The organism is Xanthomonas sp. SS (assembly GCF_014236835.1).
Classification (GTDB): domain Bacteria; phylum Pseudomonadota; class Gammaproteobacteria; order Xanthomonadales; family Xanthomonadaceae; genus Xanthomonas_A.
On the sequence record NZ_CP051190.1, the window covers coordinates 1,640,914 to 1,657,431 of the forward strand.

Consider the following 16,518-nt stretch of genomic DNA (forward strand, 5'->3'; position numbering starts at 1 on the left):
GCCGTGGCTGGAGCATTTCGATCGAGATGACGCTGTCTGTGGGAGCGACTTCAGTCGCGACGGGCTTTATCGGTAAGGTCCGTCGCGACTGATGGCCCGAGGCCACCCGGAGTCGCACCAACAGGTGTGCAAATCGCCGAAAGAAAACGTTCTAGACTGCCGGCTGGTCCCAATGGGAGAGACGCGATGCGCATTCGTTCGATACGCTGGATCGGCCTGCTGGGCCTGGCCTTGGCGCTGCCGTTGCCGGCGCTGGCCGCGATGCAGGCCAAGCCGGTGGAATGGAAGGTCGGCAAGGACAGCTTCAGCGGCGTGCTGGTCTACGACGATGCCGACCACGACAAGCGCCCGGGCCTGGTGATGGTGCCGAACTGGCGCGGCGTCAACGCCTCGGCGATCGAAAAAGCCAAGCAGCTCGCCGGCGACGATTACGTGGTGCTGCTGGCCGACGTCTACGGCAAGGGCAAGCGCCCGGCCAACGATGCCGAGGCCGGGCAGTTCGCCGGTGCGCTGAAGAAGGACCCGGCGACGCTGCGCGCGCGTGCATTGAAGGCGGTCGAGGTGCTGAAGGCGCAGGCCGGCAAGGCGCCGCTGGACGCTGCACGGATCGGCGCGGTCGGCTTCTGCTTCGGCGGCACGACGGTGCTGGAACTGGTCCGCGCCGGCGCGCCGCTGGCGGGCGTGGTCAGCCTGCACGGCGGCCTGGCCACGCCGTCACCGGCGGCCGCGGGGAGCGCGAAGACGCCGCTGCTGGTGCTCAACGGCGCCGACGACAAGAGCGTGAGCCGCGACGACATCGCCGCCTTCGAGCAGGAAATGAACGGCGCCGGCGCCGATTGGCAGTTCGTCAACTTCAGCGGCGCGGTGCATTGCTTCGCCGAGGCCGATGCCAACAGCCCGCCGGGTTGCCAATACAACCCGCGCGCGGCGAAGCGTGCCTTTCGCATGCTGCACGATTTCTTTGATGAGCGATGGGATTAGGGATTCGGGATTGGGGATTCGCAAAAGCGGCAGGTCTGCGCTTTACGAATCCCAACCCTGTCAGGGCACGCGCGCGCGTCGGATCAGCGCTTAAGTTCGACTGCGGAGCACGCGTTTCGGAACCATGGGGATTTGCAGAAGCCGCATCGCCGCTTCTGCGAATCCCCAATCCCGAATCCCCGCTTTCCACAGCCGAATGGCTGGTCATCCCGTCCGACGCGCACAGCGCGCCGGATCAATGCCTACGTTCGACCGCGTAACGCGCCAACCCGCGCAGCGCGGCCACGGCCTCGCTTTCCGGCAGACCGTCCAGCGCGCGTTCGGCGGCGGCGGCGTATTCGGCGGCGCGGCGCCGGCTGTAGTCGAGCCCGCCGCTGGCCTGGATCGCCGCCAGCACTTCCGGCATCGCGTCGGCATCGCCTTGTTCGACGATATGGCGCAGGCGCTGGCGGGTCGCGTCGTCGGCGTGCGCCATTGCGTGGATCAGCGGCAGGGTGGCCTTGCCTTCGGCCAGGTCGTCGCCCAGGTTCTTGCCCAGGTCGGCGGCGTCGGCGGTGTAGTCGAGCACGTCGTCGGCGATCTGGAACGCATAGCCCAGGTGCATGCCGTAGTCGTACAGGCGCTGCTGCACCTCTTCGGACGCGCCCGAGGCCATCGCCCCGAGCCGGGTGCCGGCGGCGAACAGCACCGCGGTCTTGCGCTCGATCACGCGCAGGTAGGCGGCCTCGTCGGTATCCGGATTGTGCACGTGCAACAGCTGCAGCACCTCGCCCTCGGCGATGCGGTTGGTGGTGTCGGCGAGCAGCCGCATCACCTGCATGCTGTCCAGCTCGACCATCAGCTGGAAGCTGCGCGAGTACAGGAAATCGCCGACCAGCACGCTGGGCGCGTTGCCCCACAGCGCGTTGGCGGTGCTGCGGCCGCGGCGCAGGTCCGATTCGTCGACCACGTCGTCGTGCAGCAGGGTCGAGGTGTGGATGAATTCCACGATCACCGCCAACTGGTGGTGCACCGGCCCGCCGCCGGCGCAGGCGCGCCCGGCCAGCATCACCAGCATCGGCCGCAGGCGCTTGCCGCCTGCAGAGACGATGTGCTCGGCGATCTGGTTGATCAGCACCACGTCCGAGGCCAGACGGCGGCGGATCAGGGCATCGGCGGCGCTCATGTCGGGCGCGGCCAGCGCCTGGATCTGAGGCAGCCCCAGGGCGGGGCGGAGGTCTTCGGCGAGGCTCATGCGGTCGGACTAGGGGGAATGCAGGGATTATAGGCCACCCCGGCGAGGGCTCGCCTGACGCCTGAACCAGGGGAAGGCTGATATCCGCCGCCAGCCCGGTATAATTCACTGTCTGTGCCCGTTTCCGAGCGGGCGACCCTATCCGACATGCCCGCGCCCGAGCGGGTTCACCACCCCGAACGGAAGAATTCCATGGCCCGCGGCATCAATAAAGTCATCCTCGTCGGCAACCTCGGCAACGACCCCGACACCAAGTACACCCAGGCCGGCATGGCGATCACCCGCATCAGCCTGGCCACCACCAGCGTGCGCAAGGACAAGGACGGCAACCAGCAGGAGCGCACCGAATGGCACCGCGTGGTGTTCTTCGGCAAGCTCGGCGAGATCGCCGGCGAGTACCTGCGCAAGGGCAGCTCGGTCTACGTCGAAGGCTCGATCCGCTACGACAAGTACACCGGCCAGGACGGCGTGGAGAAGTACTCCACCGACATCGTCGCCGACGAGATGCAGATGCTGGGCGGTCGCGAAGGCGGCGGCGGTGGTGGTGCCGGCATGGGCGGCGATCGCCCGCAGCGTGCGGCCGCACCGCGCCAGGAACGCCCGAACCAGGGCGGCGGCGGGCAGGGCGGCGGTGGCCAGGACTACGCGCCGCGCCGCCAGCAGCCGGCGCCGCAGCAGTCCGCGCCGATGGACGATTTCGCGGACGACGATATCCCGTTCTGAGAATACCTTTGCATAGATGTAAACAAAGGCTCTTGGCGCGTTTGCCAAGGGCCTTTTTTAATTGTTAACGTTTCGGTCACGATCAGGTCTATCATTCACTGCAGGTGGCCCAGGATCGTGCCTTCAAGGGTATGTGCCTGCAGGTCTGGTACGCGGACGACCACGCCGAGGCGTTGCTGTACCGACAAGCCGCGCAGTATGAGAGCGGCACTACGGAGGCGCCCATCAAGTTCCCTGCCGACATCGGCGTGATTGCAGGGGAGCAGCGCAAGATGGAGTCAGGGGCGATCGTCCGGATGGATGCGCTCTCGTCCGTACATCATGGCCCTTGGGTACTGGTGGCGGTGGCTTGCCGGCACTACAGGATACCGTTCCCCTAGCAACTGTGGATGCCATTCTTGGTTGCCAGGCAGGGGATGCAGACGCCCGACCAAGACGCAACGACTGCATAACCGGCTTGGACTGATGCGATTTTTGCAGGTCTTGGGAGCGGGCGTGGCTTTCCCTAGTAAGGACGGCGGCAGAGGAGGCGCATCGGTAGCCTTCAGCCACTGCCCGTCACCTTCCGTCGCATGGGGACCAGCCGGGAACTTTCGGTGAAGATGGTTCTGGAGCATAGTCGCGCCACGCCCGGCTAGCGGTCGCATCGGCGGTCGCGCTCATCGACTTCGTAGCCGACACCTACCGACACCGAGAGGCGACGAAGGGCGAGGGGGGCGCCGGGATGAAAACCGGGCGGCGATGAGCATGTCCTTGCATAGTTCCGCGCCCTCGCACACCACCGCGTGCAGTGCCATACTTAAGCCAGCTCAGTCATGGAAAGGCATAGCTCTTGATGAAGACACGGACTCTCCCCGCAATGTTTCTCGTACTGGTTGCAGCAGTTGCCTGCGATCACGTCGACAAGCCGCACTTACAGCCGGGAGTTGCTTCCATCTCGCTGCAGTCGCTGACAGTTGGCAGCAACAAGGCGCGGGATGGAGTTCTTACGCAGCCGATCACTGTGCTGGACGCGCTGACCATTGAGGTCGCGTTGAATTCCGCTTCGCCGGCAGATGCCGATCCGATCAAAGCGCGATTCATCAACTTGGCAACTGGCCAAGTAGCTTCCACTGGGTCCGGTGCCGTCGCCGACAAGCGAGCTACATTGACTCTGACCCCCAAGGGCCGTCGGGAATGGGAACCAGGACGTTACTTGCTTGAAGTAAGTCTAGGCAGCTCTTTGTTGGGGACGCGTGACATCGACATCTCTGCGTCAGCGCCTGCAGGTTGATCCTCCGTAGAAATCGCGCGCAGGAACGCTGTCAGCTGCCTCTGTTCGGTCACCGTCAGGTTCACGGCCCGGCCGCGCCCAAGGCTGCGGTAGTAGATTTCACGCTCTACCGCCTTCTCCAGCGTGGCCACACTTCCATCGTGCATGTATGGCGCGGTAAGCGCGACATTACGCAAGCTGGGGGTGCGGAACGCGCCCAGGTCGGCCGGCCTGCGCGTCACCACGAAGCGACCCAATTCGGCGATCTCCCGCTCGGAGAGCACCAGGGTACCCAGCGGTTGATTGATGCGCCTGGCCTGTTCCAACCGGCCTAGTAGTGCAGCGACATCGCCAGCAATCTGCTCAAAACCGACGCCGGCATGATGGAACTTCTGATCGGTAAAGGTAGCTGGGCTGCCAGCAAGTAGGTGACACTCCGTACAGGCCGCCTTGCCAGTGAAGAGTGCGAGACCAGCACGCTCATCTGCGTCTAGCAGTGACGGCTCTCCAATGCTTCTGTCGTAACGCGTCGGCTGACGTGGCAGGGCGCGCAGGTACTGCGTCAGACCTTCTGCGACGGCCGATTGGTCTAGCTGATTTCCATCAGCATATTTGGCATAGCGTGGCTGCGCGTTGATCCGCGCCAACAGCATACGCACGTCCGCCAGCCCCATCTCCTGCGAATTGGTGAACGCCTGCAGCGCTACTACCTTGAGATGGCGCTCCCGGCCATCCCAGAACAGCGTTGAGTAGACAGTGGCATCGGCCAGATCAGGCGCGTTTCGCGTGCTTACCCGGCCGTGCACGCCTACCGAGACCTCGCGGCCGTCGGTGAATGATTTGGCGGGGACGTGGCAGTCCGCACAGCTGACCGCACCATTAGCACTCAAGCTTCGATCAAAGAAAAGTTCGCGCCCTAGTGCAACCGTGGCCGCGTCACCCTGCGCGCCTGGAAGCCGTGCGGCTCGCTCGCATCCGGCCAATCCAGTTGCGGAAAAAATTGTGACTGCGGTAGCAAAAAATAATCTGAACTTCATTTTCCGCCACGCGCTCCATCGCTGTTGATGTTATTGCTTGACACACAAGATCGCATTATGCAAAAAATATTGAAGCTAAAGAACTGCCAACGGAAGGCATGCTGGGCCAGGCAATCTGGCCTACGTGCTGATGCTCAACAGTGCGCAAAAGCAGATGGGGCCAAAGGATATGGACGTTCCGCAACACCGCGTCGTACGACGTGCCGGTTGGCTCTATGCGCTTCTCGGCATTTCCATCATTGATTTCAGCATTGCGCGTCGCATCGGGTTGCGCATTGCTGGGTTCATCGCCCTGCTCGTGGGGAGCGAATCGGCATTGGCTGCTGCCTATGTCTATGACGCCAACGGGCGGCTGATCGCGGTCACCAATGAAGCGGGCGATACAGCGCGCTATCACTATGATGCCCTGGGGAACATTACCCGCGTCCAGCGCCTGCCATCGGGTGCGCTCGCCATCTTCGATTTCGCGCCGCGCCAGGGCGGCGCCGGTGACAGGGTCACGCTGAGAGGGCTGGGCTTCAGCGCAACGCCGGCGCAGAACGTCGTTCGCTTCAATGGCGTGGTTGCCGAAGTGGTCACCGCTAGCACAGGCAGCTTGACCACCATCGTTCCAGCAGCCGCCACAACTGGAGTGCTGACTGTCACCGTAGGCAATCAATCCGCCAGCAGCGATGTCCCGTTCGTTGTCGAAGCCCAACCCCGCGCGCCCCTCATTACCGCCGTCAGCCCGCATATCACCTCGGTCGGGGCTGCCCTCACCATCAGCGGACAGTCGCTGCTGCCGCTTGCTGGGCAGACCAGCGCTCGCCTTGGCCTTGCGCCGCTTCTCCTTAGCCAGGCCAGTAACTCAACACTGCAGGCCGAAGTTCCTGGTGGTGCGAGTAGTGGCCGGATTAGGGTCACTACACCCTACGGCAGCGCTATCAGCGCAGACGACGTGCTTGTCGTGCCTGCGGGAATTGATGACGTGGCCATTGGTACGGCGAAACGCTTGGCCATCGACGGGCAGCTCAACGATCTTTCGACGGACTCTGCGGGGAAAAGCGTAGCGATCCTGTTCGAGGCGCAAGGCGGTGACTACATCAGTGCGCAGTTCTCCGAGCTGACCAGCGAGCTGAACTATGCCCTGTATGGCATCGGCAACAAACGCCTCGCCACGGGGACGGTCTCAGCCAACGCGCCGAGCTTCCATATGCCCGCGCTGAAGTCAGCCGGGACTCATCTGCTGGTGTTGACCCCCAAGGCAGGCCCGCTGACGTGGAAGTTGCAACTCGAGCGGTCCGCCGTTCTGGAAATCGACGGCACCGTTCAGGATGTAAGCACAAGCATCGCAGGGCAGAGTCGCAGGCTGGTCTTCGATGCACGCAAAGGTATGCCACTTGGCTTGGGACTTGCGGAAAAAACAGGGCCTCCCGCATGGGGTTCGGCTACGGTGACCGTGCAAGGGCCAGACGGAGGCCAAGCAGGATTCCAGCAGTGCGCGCAAGCGAACAATGGATGCAGTCTCAATCTTTCCGCATTGAATACGGGTAGACACGCGGTTCTCGTCACGCCCGCAGCCTCTGGAACCCGCCTTCTTGCGTTCCAGGCGGCTCTGTCAACCGATGCGCAACACACCCTGGCGCGCGGTACGCCACTAGCCCTTTCCCTTCCGCGCGCAGGCCAGAACGCTAGGCTGAGCTTCACTGGAGCCGCAGGCGAAGTGCTCGGCCTGCTGATTGCAGGACAAGCCACCCTACCTGCCGGCCGCAGCGTCTATTACCGCGTCAACCGCCCAGACGGAACGCTCTGGAAGTCTGTCGCAGCCTCAAGCGGACTGGTGCTGAACCTGGCACTCCCTGTCACCGGCACCTATGACGTCTTCGTCGACGCCGGATACGGTGAAACACTTGCCACGGAGGTGCTGCTGCGCGGCAGCGAGGGAAGCCCTGTCATCGGCGGCGCCACGTCGACACATGTGGCGGCACGCGCGGGTGAGGCGGCGTACTTCCAGATCACTGCGTCGTCCGGCGACTCCCTCGGCCTGGGCATCAGCAATCTGACGATTGCCAACGGCAGTGGCGCGGCTGTGAACGTATACCGGCCCAACGGCACGTTGCTGGCCAACACCACTTGCCATGCAGCGAATGCCGGCTGCGATCTCAACCTGTCCTCGCTGGAGGACGGCGTGCATGGCGTGGAGGTGGTGCCGCTGGATCCGGCGCAGACCATGCAGTTCGACGCCACGGTCTCCCGTGACCTCGCGGTGAACATGGTCCGAGCAACTCCGACTTCCCTGAGCTTGCCGCGCCATGGACAAAACGCGCGCCTGGCATTCACCGCCGCGGCAAATGAAGTCATCGCGCTCAAGATTACCGCCCAGACCACGCAACCGTCTGGTGCCGGCGTGTACTTCCGCGCACTCCGCCCAGATGGTGTGACCGTCACCTCTGGCTACGCCGCAGGCGACAAGACGCTGCTGATCGACACCAGCGTTGCCGGAACCTATCAGATCTTCGTCGACCCCGAGAACGGTGCGACCGCGGCTGCGACGCTGACTCTGGAAGCAGGCGTGCTAGGTCAAATGGAACTGGATGGCAGCATCGGCGAGTACGAGAGCGCCGCAGGCAAGGACGTGTCCTTCGCCATCAACGCGGTAGCCGGCAAACATCTCGGGTTCGGCATCAGTCACTTGAGCGTGAACAGTGGCACGTACGTGCGTATCTACGCCTATACGCCGAGCGGCGCCAGCGTTGGAAACGAAACGTACTGCTACGTGAGCAACGGCGGCTGCGACGTCCAGCTCTACAACCCGGTCAGCGGCACCTACAGCATCGTGATGCGGCCGGTGAGCAGCACGCAAACGATGAAGTTCAGGGCAACCCTGTCATCCGCGTTGCGCTCGACGCTATCCCGCGATGTCCCCTTCAATCTAAGCTTGGACCGGCGTGGCCAGGACGCGCTGATGACCTTCAGTGGGGTCGCCGGCGAAACGGTGGCGCTGCAGATTGCCGGCCAGTCGAGCCTGCCTGCGGGCAGGACGGTGGCCTACCGGGTCTACAAGCCCAGCGAACGCCGCAGCAGCTATCACATCGCCAGCATTGCGCCGGAGACCGGTGGTGCCCTCAACATTCGTTTACCGGAGAATGGCGAGTACTGGGTGTACGCCGATCCTCAGTTTGGCGCAGCCGCAGCGGCGAGGATCACTCTGTCCACAGGCAGCACCAGCGGATTGGTGCTGGATGGTGCGTCGGCGGCATTCATCGCTGACCAGCCAGCGCAGACGGCGCACTATAGCTTTAACGCAATCGCCGGGCAGCACATGGGCTTTGCGGTCAGCGACCTGGGCGTCTCCGATGGAACGTATGTGCGCATCTACGCCTATGGGCCCAACGGCAACAGTATCGAGGATGATTCGTACTGCTATGTGGAGCGCGGCGGCTGTGATGTGGATATCTACAATCCCGTCGCCGGCAGCTATAGCGTGGTGGTCGTGCCATCGGTCGCCGGACAGCGCATGCAGTTCACCGCCACGCTGTCCAGTAGCGCTCCTGTCGCGCTAGCCGCTGACACCCCGACAATGCTGCAGCTGTCTCGGCGGGGCCAGGATGGAATGCTGACCTTCAATGGCAGCCAGGGCGAAACCGTTGGCTTGCAGATTGCGGGCCAAGCGAGCGCTCCTGCTGGCAACACAGTGCGCTATCGGATCTACAAACCGAGCGAGCGCCGGCCGAGCTACCAGTTTGCCGACATCACTCCTCTCAATGGCGGGGCGCTGAACATGTCGCTGCCTGAGACCGGAACCTATTGGATATGGGCAGATCCAGACAACGGTGCCACCGCAAGTGCCCAGATCACGCTCTCCACGGGAACCACCAGCGGGCTGGTCCAGAACGGCGGCGCGGCGGGAGTGGAGACCATCTTGCCCGGCCAGACCGCGTACTTCCGCTTCAATGCAACAGCCGGCCAGCACCTCGGTTTCGGTCTGAGCGACCTGGTCGTGAGCAGTGGAACGCTGGTGCGCATCTACGCCTATGCGCCGAACGGCAACAACATTCAGGACGACTCGTATTGCTACGTCGCCGACGGTGGCTGCGACATCGACATCTACAACCCCGTCACGGGCACCTACAGCGTCATGGTCGTGCCCGAACACGGCGATCAAGCGATGCAGTTCAATGCAACGCTCTCGTCCAGCGCGGGTGTCACCCTGGAGCGCGATGTTCCGGCAGTGCTTGATCTGACGCGCCGCGGCCAGGATGGTCTGATGACGTTCAACGGAACCCAGGGCGAGAATCTCGCTTTCCTGGTCGCTGGCCAGACGACCGTACCTGGAGATCGCCAGGTGACCTATCGGGTCTTCAAGCCAAGCGATCGTCGGCCTAGCTACTACATTCACTCCTTCAACGCCCAGACCGGCGGATCGGTGAACATGGTACTGCCGGAGACGGGGACCTATTGGATCTTGGCAGATCCGATCAAAGGCGCCACCAGCCGCTCGCACGTAACGCTGTCCACAGGTACGGTCAGCGGCATGGAGCGCGATGGTGCAGTGGTCCAGTTCGCATCCACACACCCAGGGCAATCAGCCCACTTCCGCTTCAACGCGACAGCGGGCCAACACCTCGGATTCGCTGTCAGCGATCTGACCGTAAGTACGAACAACTATGTGCGCATAGATGCGTATGCTCCAAATGGCAACGGCATCGCCGATACATCCTATTGCTATGTGGCCGATGGCGGCTGCGACATCGATATCTACAATCCTGTAGCCGGGACATACAGCATCATCGTGTCCGCCGCGGAACCCGGTCAGACCATGCAGTTCAAAGCGGGGTTGAGCAGCAGCGCTGGCCCTGCACTGGCACGCGACACACCGTTGAACCTGCAATTGGATCGTCGTGGAAAAGATGCGGTCATGACCTTTGCTGGCAACGCGGGAGAGTCGGTGGCGCTTCTTGTCGCCGGCCAATCTACTGTTCCTGCAGGGAAGATGGTCCGTTACCGCGTCTACAAGCCTAGTGAGCGGCGACGCTCCTACGAACTCGATGTCATCACGCCCATAACAGGGGGATCGACCAATCTGATCCTTACAGAGTCGGGGACCTACTGGCTGTGGGCGGACCCCGACAATGGCGCAACCACCAACGCACGGGTGACGTTGTCCACCGGGAATGCGAATCCGCTTGTGCAGGATGGATCGCCAACTCAGTTTGCCTCGACCCAAGCGGGTCAATCGGCACACTTCCGCTTCCCGGCGACAGCCGGTGCTCACCTGGGCTTTGCCATCAGTGGCCTAAGCCTGAGTGAAGGCAGCTATGTACGGGTGTACGCCTATTCGCCCACTGGTACCGGCATCGCCGACACGTCTTACTGCTATGTCAGTGACGGCGGCTGCGACATCGATTTCTATAACACGGTTGCTGGCGATTACAGCATCTTGGTGCAACCCACCACGACCGGACAAACCATGCAGTTCACTGCAACGTTGTCCTCCAATGCTGGGGTCGCCCTCCAGCGCGGTGTCGTGGCGCCCCTGCCGCTTTCGCGCCGTGGTCAGGATGGTCTGCTGACCTTTACCGGCACCCAAGGCGAGAAAGTCACCCTGCAGGTCGCCGCGCAAGTCACACAGCCTGCTGGTGGCCGTGTCGTCTACAGCGTGTTCAAGCCTAGTGACAGGCGTCGTGGTTACGCGATAAGCACCACCGGCCAAACCACTGCAGGCAACTTAAACGTGACATTGCCAGAGACGGGAACGTACTGGATTCTGGTCGACCCGGATCTTGGCCGGTCAGCCAGTGCCAATGTTTCCGTCTCGACCTCGCCCTAAGCGCCGTCAGCGAAGAGATCAACGACTATGAAGAATGGAATCTACAAGGTACAGGCAGTCAGCCGCATGCGCTCCAAGGTCTTCGTGGTGGGGATGCTGCTGGGAGCGCTGTCGATGGTCGGCTCGCTGTGGCATCTGGAAGTGGGTTTGCTGCCCGCTGCTCAGGCCAGCGCGGCGGAAAGCGCCCTGGGCGACGTTATGCAGCCGTTGGCGGCACTAGCGCAACGCGTGCAGCTGAAGGATGGTCGCTGGCTGCAACTGAACGCCGCCGGCACGCAGCTTCGAAAAGAGGGGGCGGGTGCAACTCCGTCGGACAAAGCGCTGGATCTGCCGGAAGTTCGCATCAACCCCAGCTTGACGCTACTGCCGAGTGGTCGCGTGTTGATCTGGGGCGGTACCGACGGTCACGGTACCTTGCGACGCGATGGGCTCTGGTATGACCCTACGCTGGACGCGCTTTCAGTTGCCAACGACCTGACGCTGTCTCCGCGTGCAGGCCACACCGCAACGGTGCTGACGGACGGTAGTGTACTGTTCGCCGGCGGCGACACCGCGTCGGCAGGCATGCCTGCCGAGCTTTGGGATGAACGCAGGAACCGCGCGTTGGCGCTTGCCGACGAGACCAGCATCGCGCGCCGTGGTCATACGGCGCTGCTGCAGAGTGACGGGCAGGTGCGCATTGCCGGTGGCGTCGATCGCCACGGAACACGTCAGGAAACAGATCTGGTCTACAGCCAGAACGGCGGGCGATTCTCCAATGCACTGTCGCAGCAAGACCATCTTCCAGCCGGACTGGCTGGCTCGATCCCGGCCCAGGGAGCCAAGGACGTGCTGCCGTCCCAGCGTTTGTCGGTACGCTTCGCGCAACCCGTCAACATGGCCGATTTTTCCACGTCGTCGGTCACCTTGATCGGCCCCGGCGGCACTACCCCCATCGAGGTCATGCCGGCCGAAGGCGGCCGGCTGCTGTTCGTCTCGCCGAAACGGTCGCTGTTCCCCGCCTCCCACTACACCCTCATGGTTGACGGTGTGCGTACCCGGGAAGGAAAGCCACAGCCGCTGGTGGCGATCGACTTCAGCACCGCCGCCCTTGACGCCGCTGGAAGCGCCACCGAGACCGCAGATACTGCAACAGAGCCGGAGAGTGAGCGAGTCACCACCGGGGATGCGCGTCATCGGAGTGGCTGCGATCAGACGGGAAGCGCCGCTCAGCCCTGTCGCGCGCACGGCTTTGTCGACAATGGCATCTGGTACCCCGGCCGTGACAACACCGATAGTCGGTGGCGCATCTACAGCGATGAGAAGCGCGTCGAGTTGGCCGGATACTCGGCCATCATGGCCGCGCGCTACAAACTGACCGCGCTGCGCGGCCGCGTGGTCCGCGTGGACCAGATGCCGGTCGCCAATGTCGAGGTCAGCATCGGCAGCATCACGACCCGAACCAATGCCGACGGCTGGTTCGCCCTGTTCGACTTGCCCCAGGGCCATCAGGAGCTGTACGTCGACGGCAGCACCGCCAATGTCGGCGCTGACCAGTATGGGCAGTTCGTGGTCGGCGTGGACATCAAGCCCGGTCGCCTCAACGAATTGCCGTACCTGATGCACCTGCCCAAGATCAGCGCTCGGGACAAGGTGCGCATCGCCTCCCCGCTGAAGCAGGACCTGGTCATCGGCCATCCGGACATCCCGGGGCTGGAGCTGCACATACCCAAAGGCACGGTCATTCATGACCGCAAGGGGCGACTGGTCAACGAGATCGCGATCGTGCCGACGCCGGTCAACAGGGCGCCATTCCCGGTGATGGAAAACCATCCCATGGCGTTCACGGTCGAGCCCGGTGCATCTCAGGTGCGCGGGCTGGATCCCGACGCGCGCAATGGCATCCGTGTCTACTACCCGAACTACGACAATTACAGGAAGGGAACCGAAGCCGACTTCTGGATTTACGATCCAACCGATGGCTGGCGGGTGTACGGGCGCGGCACGGTTTCCAAGGACGGACGCCATTTCGTGCCGGAACAGGGCGTCGCCCTGCACGAAACCATGGGCGGCATGTACAGCGTTCCTGGGGGAAATGGCGCAAGCGAGCCCAACCTGGCCGCGGACAACTCCGGGCAATGCGGCTGCAGCGGCGATGCTGCCGTCGCCGGCGATCCGGTCGACCTGAAGACCGGCGAGTTCACCCACGCCGAGACCGACCTCTCCATCGACGATATCGTGCCCATTACCGTGGGGCGCAATTATCGGCCCAACGATCTCAAGCGCGGCGTCTTCGGCATTGGCATGTCGTGGAATTGGGGCTACACCCTCAATCGCCCCAGTACCGCCAACTACGACGTCCTGGAACTGGTGCAGCCCAATGGCTCATCGTTGCGGTTCGACAGGATTTCCGGCACCGGCAACCAGGGCGAGTGGCGGCAGGCCGGCTCCAATACCCGCTTCGCCGGCGCGTTGATCAAGACCGTCTACGACTCGGATCCGACCCAGCCCTGGGGGCGAGCGTTCCTGCTCACCCTGCGTGACGGTTCCCGGATGCAGTTCTCCAGTTGGAACGACATCCGCGTGCGCTGGATCGAGGATCGTCACGGCAACCGCACGTCGCTGCTCTACAACGCAGGCCTGATATCGGAGATCATCTCGCCCAGCGGCCGCTCCGTCGCCATCGCCTACGACGGCAGCAATCGCATCAAGACACTGCGCGACCATACTGGCCGCGAGTGGTCGTACAGCTACGACAGCAACGGCCTGCTCTCGAAGGCAACGTATCCGGATGCGACGTTCCGCCAGTACACGTTCCAGACGCGTGTTCAGAACGGAGCCATGGCTCAGCACCGCATCGAGTCGATCACGAATCAGCGCGGGCATCGCCTGCTGCTCAACCGCTTCGAGACGGTCAATGGCGTTTCGACCGGGCGGGTGATCAAGCAGACCCAGGCCGATGGCGGCGAGATCAGCATCGACTACGCCCACGTCGACAACGGGGTGACCGGCACGCTGGTTACCGAGGTTGATGGCAGCAAGCGCAGGATTGTATTCGCCGATGGCACCCCTTACCCGGTCTCGGAGACACTGGCGTATGGGACTGCGGAAGCGCAGACCTTCACCTACGAGCGCAACAGCAACGGCCAGCTGATTCGCAGCACCGACCCGCTGGGACGAAAGACCGAGTACAGCTACAACGCGGACGGCCAGACCACACAGATCATAGCGATGGCGGGCACAGCGAAGGCCCGGACCCTCAGCATGACGTACAACGCCGATGGCGACCTGACGTCCATCACCGACCCGCTGAACAGGGTCACGCGGCTGGGCTACCAGAACCGCTGCCTGAGTTCGGTGACCGATACGCTCAATCGCACCGCGCTCTATCGCTGCAACGCCGCTGGCCAGATGATCAGCGCCACCGATCCACTGCAACGGACACTACAGCTCCACTACGACGGATTCGACTTGGTCGGGGTTACCGATACCCTGGGGCGTCGCACCAACTATCGCATCGATTCCCTGGGACGCGTGGTCGCAACAGAAGACCCGCAGGGCAACGTCGTCCGCCGCGAGTACGACGTGATGGGGCGGGTCAAGAAGCTGGTCGACGCGCATGGCATGGCATTGGAGTACGGCTTCGATGCCAACGGCAATGTCGCCGCTGTGTTGCTGCCCAACGGCAATGGGATCACCTACACCTACGATAGCCGCGACCGTCCTTTGACCCGTACCGATGCGACTGGAAAGGGCGAGCAGTGGACGTACGACCTGGCTGATCGCGTCACCAGCCACATCGACAGGCTGCAGCGCGCTGTCGTCAACACATACGACGTGTTGGGACGACCGAAGACCACCACCTTCCAGGATGGCACCAAGGCCACCTATACATATGACGCCGGCAATCGCCTGCGTGCGCTTACGGACACTGGCGCGGTAGGCACACTGAGCTGGGACTACGACGACTTCGATGCGGTCATTGCCGAATCCGGCCCGCAGGGAACCGTCGGGTACGCCTACGACGGTGTCGGCCGTCGCAAGGAAATGCGTGCAGGTGCGCAGGCCCAAGTCATCTATACCTATGACGATGGCGACCGCCTGCGGCAGCTGGACCAAGGGATGGAGAGGGTCCAGTTCGACTACGACGATGTCGACCGTCTGGGGACCTTGACGCTGCCCAATGGCGTCGAGGCCGTACACGGCTACGATGAAGGCAACCAGCTGACCAGCCTGGCCTGGCAGAAGCCCAGCAAGCCGGCGATCGGTACCTTGAGCTTCGACTATGACCGCAACGGACAGGTCGTCAGCCAGAGCGGCAGCTTTGCCAGCCAGGTCTTGCCCGCGGCAACAACGAGCACAAGCAGCTTCGACGACGCCAATCGTCAGCTGACGCACAACGGTCGCACGCTGACCTACGACGACAACGGCAACCTCATCGGCGATGGGGTGCGCAGCTATGTCTGGAACGTCCGCAACCAGTTGGTGGAGATCCGTGAAGGGACCAGCACCATCGCTGCATTCGGCTATGACCCGCTCGGCCGGCGAGTCGCACGGACCGAAGGAGGCGTTGCCACCCAGTACCTGTACGACGGGCAGAACGCGGTGCAGGAAGCGGTCGGCAACAACGCCAATCCGATCCTGACCGGACTCGGCGTCGATCAACGTTTTGCTCGCAACGGCGCGGGCGGTCGAACCTACTACCTGACCGACCATCTGGGCAGCACGCGCGGGCTGACCAACGCGTCCGGCGATCTTCTCGAGCGCTACGACTACACCCCCTACGGGCAATTGCAGAACGCACCAAGTGGCTCCACCAACCCGTATCGCTATACCGGCAGAGAGGAGGACGAAAGCGGGCTCTACTACTATCGGGCGCGCTACTACAGCCCGGAAATGGGCCGCTTCATCAGCGAGGACTCCTACGGCTTCGCCTCCGGCGATGCGAACTTCTACGCCTACGCACTGGGCAACCCGATCAGCTACAACGATCCTTCGGGGCATATTGCTTGGTTTGTATTGGTTCCACTGATTTGGGGCGGAATTGAAGTCGCAATTTCCCTGTACGACGCATATGACACAGGGAGAACGCTGCTCGATCCCTGCGAAACCACCGAAGCCAAGGTGATCGCTGCTGTTGGATTCGGTGTGGGCCTTTTCGCACCAGGGGGCGGTTACGGCTCGGGCTCAAAGAAGGTCTATCAATATGCGCTTCGAGCAAAAGCAGATGGCTGGTATCCTGTTATGACCAGGGGAAGTAAGAGCCCAACTTCGCAAGTCTGGCTATCCGAAGGTGAAGTGTGGAAATTTGGTACGACTCAGAATCCGAATAAAAGGTATCCTAAGCAATATCTGCAAGGCATTGGAACCGGTGGTGTCGATATGGTGAAGGAGTTTGACGGGACTAGGTCCCAGGCGCTAATGCTTGAGCAAATGAAGATCGATAACTTCCATTTTCAGAATGGCCAACTCCCGCCAGGAAATAAGGTTAGAAGGTAGGTTG

7 protein-coding genes are annotated in these 16,518 nt (G+C 62.7%); 5 read left to right on the forward strand and 2 right to left on the reverse strand.

Features of this window, described 5'->3' with window-relative positions:
- The first annotated feature begins 186 nt into the window (after positions 1–186).
- Complete coding sequence (locus HEP74_RS06875) at positions 187–981, forward strand: dienelactone hydrolase family protein (protein ID WP_185815775.1); 795 nt, start codon at positions 187–189, stop codon at positions 979–981.
- A gap of 235 nt (positions 982–1,216) precedes the next feature.
- Here HEP74_RS06875 and HEP74_RS06880 read toward each other — a convergent pair whose 3' ends face one another.
- A complete protein-coding gene (locus HEP74_RS06880) occupies positions 1,217–2,215 on the reverse strand; it encodes a polyprenyl synthetase family protein (protein ID WP_185815776.1) in 999 nt (332 codons plus the stop codon).
- A gap of 192 nt (positions 2,216–2,407) precedes the next feature.
- Between HEP74_RS06880 and HEP74_RS06885 the strand changes: the two genes are divergently transcribed.
- Both HEP74_RS06885 and HEP74_RS06890 read left to right on the forward strand, forming a co-directional pair.
- Positions 2,408–2,938 carry a single-stranded DNA-binding protein gene (locus HEP74_RS06885; protein WP_185815777.1) on the forward strand — a complete coding sequence of 177 codons (531 nt, stop codon included), beginning with the start codon at positions 2,408–2,410 and terminating at the stop codon, positions 2,936–2,938.
- 104 nt (positions 2,939–3,042) lie between these two features.
- Positions 3,043–3,318 carry a hypothetical protein gene (locus HEP74_RS06890; RefSeq protein WP_185815778.1) on the forward strand — a complete coding sequence of 92 codons (276 nt, stop codon included), beginning with the start codon at positions 3,043–3,045 and terminating at the stop codon, positions 3,316–3,318.
- An 811-nt stretch (positions 3,319–4,129) separates the two neighbouring features.
- On the opposite strand, the gene HEP74_RS06895 is transcribed toward HEP74_RS06890, so the two are convergent.
- Complete coding sequence (locus HEP74_RS06895; protein ID WP_185815779.1) at positions 4,130–5,227, reverse strand: cytochrome-c peroxidase; 1,098 nt, start codon at positions 5,225–5,227, stop codon at positions 4,130–4,132.
- A gap of 130 nt (positions 5,228–5,357) precedes the next feature.
- On the opposite strand from HEP74_RS06895, the gene HEP74_RS06900 reads away from it, so the two are divergent.
- Positions 5,358–11,036 (forward strand): IPT/TIG domain-containing protein, encoded by a 5,679-nt coding sequence (locus tag HEP74_RS06900; protein ID WP_255427958.1) that lies wholly within the window; start codon positions 5,358–5,360, stop codon positions 11,034–11,036.
- A gap of 27 nt (positions 11,037–11,063) precedes the next feature.
- Positions 11,064–16,514, forward strand: coding sequence for an RHS repeat-associated core domain-containing protein (locus HEP74_RS06905; protein ID WP_185815781.1), 5,451 nt, complete (start codon positions 11,064–11,066; stop codon positions 16,512–16,514).
- Positions 16,515–16,518: the final 4 nt, after the last annotated feature.

What these genes read in the sequence shown, in the direction of transcription:
- HEP74_RS06875 (WP_185815775.1), top strand. Translation starts at nt 187, where the DNA reads ATGCGCATTCGTTCGATACGCTGGATCGGCCTGCTGGGCCTGGCCTTG.
- HEP74_RS06880 (WP_185815776.1), bottom strand. Translation starts at nt 2,215, where the DNA reads ATGAGCCTCGCCGAAGACCTCCGCCCCGCCCTGGGGCTGCCTCAGATC.
- HEP74_RS06885 (WP_185815777.1), top strand. Translation starts at nt 2,408, where the DNA reads ATGGCCCGCGGCATCAATAAAGTCATCCTCGTCGGCAACCTCGGCAAC.
- HEP74_RS06895 (WP_185815779.1), bottom strand. Translation starts at nt 5,227, where the DNA reads ATGAAGTTCAGATTATTTTTTGCTACCGCAGTCACAATTTTTTCCGCA.
- HEP74_RS06900 (WP_255427958.1), top strand. Translation starts at nt 5,358, where the DNA reads ATGCTCAACAGTGCGCAAAAGCAGATGGGGCCAAAGGATATGGACGTT.
- HEP74_RS06905 (WP_185815781.1), top strand. Translation starts at nt 11,064, where the DNA reads ATGAAGAATGGAATCTACAAGGTACAGGCAGTCAGCCGCATGCGCTCC.